2 protein-coding genes are annotated in these 5,297 nt (G+C 44.9%); both read right to left on the reverse strand.

Translation table 11 applies throughout. The features are described 5' to 3' along the window. Positions 1-122: 122 nt before the first annotated feature. The gene (locus tag VN105_RS14595; RefSeq protein ID WP_325642122.1) at positions 123-1,577 is read right to left on the reverse strand and encodes a SusD/RagB family nutrient-binding outer membrane lipoprotein; all 1,455 of its coding nucleotides are present in this window, start codon (positions 1,575-1,577) and stop codon (positions 123-125) included. An 11-nt stretch (positions 1,578-1,588) separates the two neighbouring features. Then, entirely contained in the window at positions 1,589-4,858 is a 3,270-nt protein-coding gene (locus VN105_RS14600) for a SusC/RagA family TonB-linked outer membrane protein (RefSeq protein WP_325642124.1), read from the reverse strand. Positions 4,859-5,297: the final 439 nt, after the last annotated feature.

Here is a 5,297-nt window from a genome sequence, read left to right on the forward strand (position 1 = left end):
GTTAATTTCGTCAGTTTATTCATGTATTTCCGTTTGAGTTGCAAGATAAAATCTTTCATCCTGTTAAACAGTTATTGTTTCAAACCTGCCCGGCCATCTTAGCCGGGCAGGCTGAAAATTGGTCAGGGCCTGATCAGCCACATAACACCGTTAATGTTATCCCCTTCAGGATACTGGCGGCTTATAGCTTCAGTAGTATGTTGCTGGTTCCGCTGCAGCTCAGTTTCCGGATACATCCATCTTTTGGGTATTTTGCCATTGTTGAGCATACCCGCACCGGAAACATCGAATGCCGGTAATCCTGTTCTGCGTTGCTCGTAAAATGATTGCCAGCCACTGTTGAAGAAGGAGGCAATATATTTCTGCGTGATAATTTGTTGTAATGCCGTAGCATTGGAAAGCTTCACGCTGTTCTGCGCCAGGTAAGTATCTACCACTGTTTCATCTATATGATAAAAAGACATAGATGCCCTGATCCCTTTTTCATAATAATCGCTGGCACTCCCCGCAATCCATCCTTTCAGTACGCCTTCTGCCAGGATGAACTGCAATTCCGGATAGCCCAGCGCAATACTCGGTTCATTGACAGGGTTGTTATAAAATCTCGGGTTTATTTTCGAAATCTCCCCGGCAACGGTACGGGCATTGTTATCGCTTACCGGCGCGCTACCTTTTGCGCCTCCATAGGCATTAAAATCACCTGCAGGCAAAGCAGCAAACTTAGGAGCCTTATCAGCAAAACTGAATAATCTCACATCCTTTAATGATTTTAAAAGGTTTACGAAACTTTCCTCCATGTAATCAGCCGTTTGCAGGTCGTTGTTATTGAAATACGGGTAACGGTTGCTCTGCAGATCGTGAAATTCCAACGCTGCGTTATCATTGTTACCGGTAAAAACCGGGTATTCCACCGGGTTATTCACAATCTCCGCAAAACGTTTCCTGACATCCATCTTCGCATCATTTACTTTTAGCGACAGGCTCATTAATACACGCAGGGATAAGGTATTGATGGCCTGTTTCCACTGCTGCATATTGCCATTATAGATGATATCTCCCTGTACTGACGCGGTGCCGGAAGTGATCAGTCCATTAGCTGCTTTCAGATCGTCAAGGATGTTAAGATAAATGTCCTGCTGGTTATCATATGCAGGCGCACTTACACCATCGTCGCCTTTCAGCGCGTCGCTGTAGGGAATATCCCCAAAGGTTTGTGTAAGCTGCAGGAAATACCAGGCACGGAAAAATTTTGCCAGCGGCAGGTATTCCGGTTTGTCCTGTGTTGTTGCAGCCTGCTCCATTTTCAGCACCTGGCGCAGGTTGTTGTACCCATCAAAACCGGCCCTGGCCCATCCGTAATACTGTTGCAGACTTGATGCGTCTGTATACACCATCTGGCGGCAGGCCAGCGCTGCACCAATGTCGGTGGACTGAAAAGCGCTTTGCGCTATAGCATTCAATAACAGGTCAGGCGTGGCTATAGTGGATTTATTAGGATCCGTCTGAAATTCACTGAATTTTTTACACCCTGATTGTATCACAAGGATACTCAATAATATAAAGACAACTTTTTTCATTGATCAGCGGATTAGAACTTAATGTTAAAATTTATACCCATAGAACGTGTGGAGGGCGTCTGAAGATCATCAGAAGCCGGATCGGGATCCACATTCGGCATTTTGGAAAACAACAGTAAGTTGCGGCCTACAAAGGAAACGTTGGCGCCCTTGATGAACGACCTGTTCAGCCATTGCCCCGGAAGCTGCCAGGTTAGTGTTACCTCACGGAGTTTCAGGAAGGTTTGTGAAAAATAATTATAGTTATTATTAGCCCCATTGCTGGTATTGGTCATATAATCGATGTAGTTAACCGCTTTGGTGTTGGGAGCAAAAGTGCGGGTATCCTTGGTGATATTCCCGTTTGCATCATAAGTTACTTCTCCGCCTGTTACCACCACACCTTTGCCGACATAAGTAGCCTTTCCTTCATTGGCGTCGTCTCTGAACTGGTTCACTGTGCCCGTATTTGTTCCGCCCCACCACATTTTCTGGTTGGTGGTGGAATACATCATACCGCCAATACGGCCATCCACCAGGAACCGGAAAGAGAAATTCTTGTAGGTGAAAATATTTTCCATCCCATAGGTCCAGTTCGGATCGCGGTTACCAATAAAACGCGAGAACACATCATTCAGCGGAAAACCGTTGCTGCCGTAAATAATATTGCCATTGGGATCTTCCTGGTACACGCCGGCATATATCTTGTCTGTACGGTCGCCTACCTTCAGGTAGTTCAGGGTTTCGGCATTACCGTATATCTCCTTCAGGTAACGGCGGTACTGACTAAGATTGATAGCAACGTCCCAATTAAATGCCTTACTACGCACCGGTGAACCGGTAAGTACCAGTTCCACTCCCTTCCGCTGGTAAACGTTACCATTGGCCAACAGACTGTTATAAGCGCTGGCGATAGACGTTGGTACAGAAACAATATTGTTGTAATCGCGGGTCTGATAATAGGTAGCTTCCAGTCCTATACGGCTATTAAGAAATTTGACATCCAGCCCGGCCTCCCAACTGTCGGAGGTTTGGGGATGCAGCTTACTGTTAAGCAAAACATCACCGTAGGTTAATGATGGCAGGTTGTTCCAGATAATTCCCTTGTTAAAAGATGGCAAATAACCGTAAGTATAATCATCATCCTTCAGGGTACCGCTGGATACACTTGACCAGGATCCCCTGACTTTCAGGTAAGACACAGATGCAGGCATTTTTGCAAGCTGGGAAATGACAACAGAAGCACTCAAAGATGGATAAAAGAAGCTGTTATTCTCGGTTGGCAAAGTGGAGATGATATCATTCCTGCCGGTGGCAGACAGGTAAATAGCATTCAGGAACTCCAGGTCCACTACACCATACACACTGCTGGTTCTTCTTTCTTCTAAAAAATTGTTTGACTGAACCGGGTTTGCGGAATTGCTTAAATTATAAAACCCCGGAATAGTAAGTCCATCTGTATTGGAAGAACCGTACTTATAATTACGGTAATAATTCGATCCGCCAAGTTGCGCATGGATCTTGAACCTCTCGGTAAAGGTATGGTTATAATCACCTATAAGGTCGGACGCAATATCGAAGTAATTTTGGGTGGCTACTGTGAACTGACCTCTGGATTTATTACCGTACCCGATATAACTTTTAGGTTCCTTGTAAGTGCGGTTCAGCCCATATGCGTTGATACCATTCCTGAATTGCAGCGAAAATTCCGGGCTGATCTTATAGGTGAGGTTCAGTGAGCCGAAGGTGTTGTCCTTATTGTAACCACGCAAATATTCATAAGCCTGGAAATAAGGATTGTTATAATAAGAAGTATTATAGTTACGTTGCTGGATGTCTTCTTTACCTGGCACCCAATAGTTCCGCAGGTCTTTTACACTGATATCTGCACCGGTCCATAAAACGAGGTTATAGAGATAATTGGTAGGACCATAGCCGGTTTCCGGGAAATTATCAGTGTACTGTTTGTTGTAGGTCAACCGCGCATCCATGGTAAGTGCGTCTGATAATTTGTAGTTGCCCGCCACGGTAAATGAACTGTTATTCAAATCAGTATTCGGTACGATGCCTTTTTGATAAATATGCGATGCAGATGCCCGGAAAGATCCTTTATCGGAGCTTTGCATGATACTGATATTATTGCTCGCCACCACACCGGTATTAAAGAAGTCTTTTACATTGTTCTTACCTCTTGAAATGAATGGTATAGGAATACGTTTCCCTGTTGATTCGTCGATGGGGCTGTTGAACTGGGGCGTTTCAAAATAGCCGCTGGGGGTAGTTGGATCCCGCTGATCCAGTTTCGGCCCCCATATCCAACCGGAGCCTTCCGGACCGCCGCCCGAACCATCCACATAAGTATACTTCCCTTTAAAGCCGGCGCCATATTCAGTTTGTACTTTAGGAATACGGATAAAGCTGGGCTGCAACTGGGTGGACGAGTTCACTTCCACACTTAACGTTTTCCCTTTACCACGTTTGGTAGTGATCATGATGGCGCCGTTCTGGCCGATAGATCCATATAATGCAGAGGCATTCGCGCCTTTCAGAACGGTCATGCTTTCCACATCATCGGCATTCACTTTATAAAAGTCCGCGGTTTGATCCGGAACACCATCAATCACGATCAGTGGTTTACGGCCACGCAGTGAAATGCCCGGATCCTGGAACAGATCGGTTGAGTTCTGGATATTTAAACCGGCTACCCTACCGGTCAGCGAGTTGACGAGGTTAGGCTCCCGGGCTTTAACAAGGCTTTCGCCCTGCACTTCCTGTACAGCATAACCAAGTTTGGCTTTCTCTTTCTTCACCCCCAAAGCGGTGACCACTACTTCCGATAATCCTTTGGAACTCTCTTCCAGTACAACTGAATAGCTATCACCGTCCCTTACGGGCACTTCCTTTGCCTGGTAACCAATAAAAGTAAAAACCAGCACATCGCCGGTATTGGCTTTGATCGAAAAATCGCCCTCCTGGCTGGTTACAGTGCCATTATTGGTTCCTTTGATCAAAACGGATACGCCGGGAAGACTTCTCTTTTCCGCATCCGTTACATGTCCTTTGATCAGCCGTGGCACTGCAGCCTGGCTCACAGGCGCTACCGATGGCCGGATAATAATTTGCTGTCCTGCCTGCCGGTAACTAAAGTTCAGCTCCCGCCCTATAGCATCAAGGATCAGCGAAAGACTCTTATCATGATCGATAAGATTAACTTTTTTTGTCAGTAACTGGTTATTGTCAATACAAATAAAGGTAAACTCAGTTTGTTTCTGAAGAACGTCAAATACGTCGCTTAATGGCATATTCTTCGCGGCCAGTGAGCATTTGATTTTTGACAGATCCAGTCTGTACTCATTTCTATGTATAGCCTCAACTTGTTGAGTACATAAAAAAAGCACAATAACTGTTAATAGTCTGTGAAGACGTGAATTTAGAGATACAGGGTAACTGTTTTTTTTCATAAATTAGCAAATTCGTTAATTAGATTCCGACAATTTAATAGCGATGCTACCGGCATTTCCCAGATGCCGGTTTTTTTTAAGCGCTTGCCTGGCAAGGCTTACAAAGTTTTTACTTCATTTTGTTCCTTTTAGAATTTACATTTTGGATAGATTGATTTCTTCCTGCCGGTAAGCGGCACGCATGAAGCCCTGATAGCTTTGTTTGCGAGAGCTGGCAAATCTTCTTCATAACTTTGAATGTTCATTAATTAGATTCCAACAATTTGATAGCAATACTACC

The organism is Chitinophaga sp. (genome assembly GCF_035564935.1).
Classification (GTDB): Bacteria; Bacteroidota; Bacteroidia; order Chitinophagales; family Chitinophagaceae; genus Chitinophaga.

What these genes read in the sequence shown, in the direction of transcription:
- VN105_RS14600 (WP_325642124.1), bottom strand. Translation starts at nt 4,858, where the DNA reads ATGCCATTAAGCGACGTATTTGACGTTCTTCAGAAACAAACTGAGTTT.
- VN105_RS14595 (WP_325642122.1), bottom strand. Translation starts at nt 1,577, where the DNA reads ATGAAAAAAGTTGTCTTTATATTATTGAGTATCCTTGTGATACAATCA.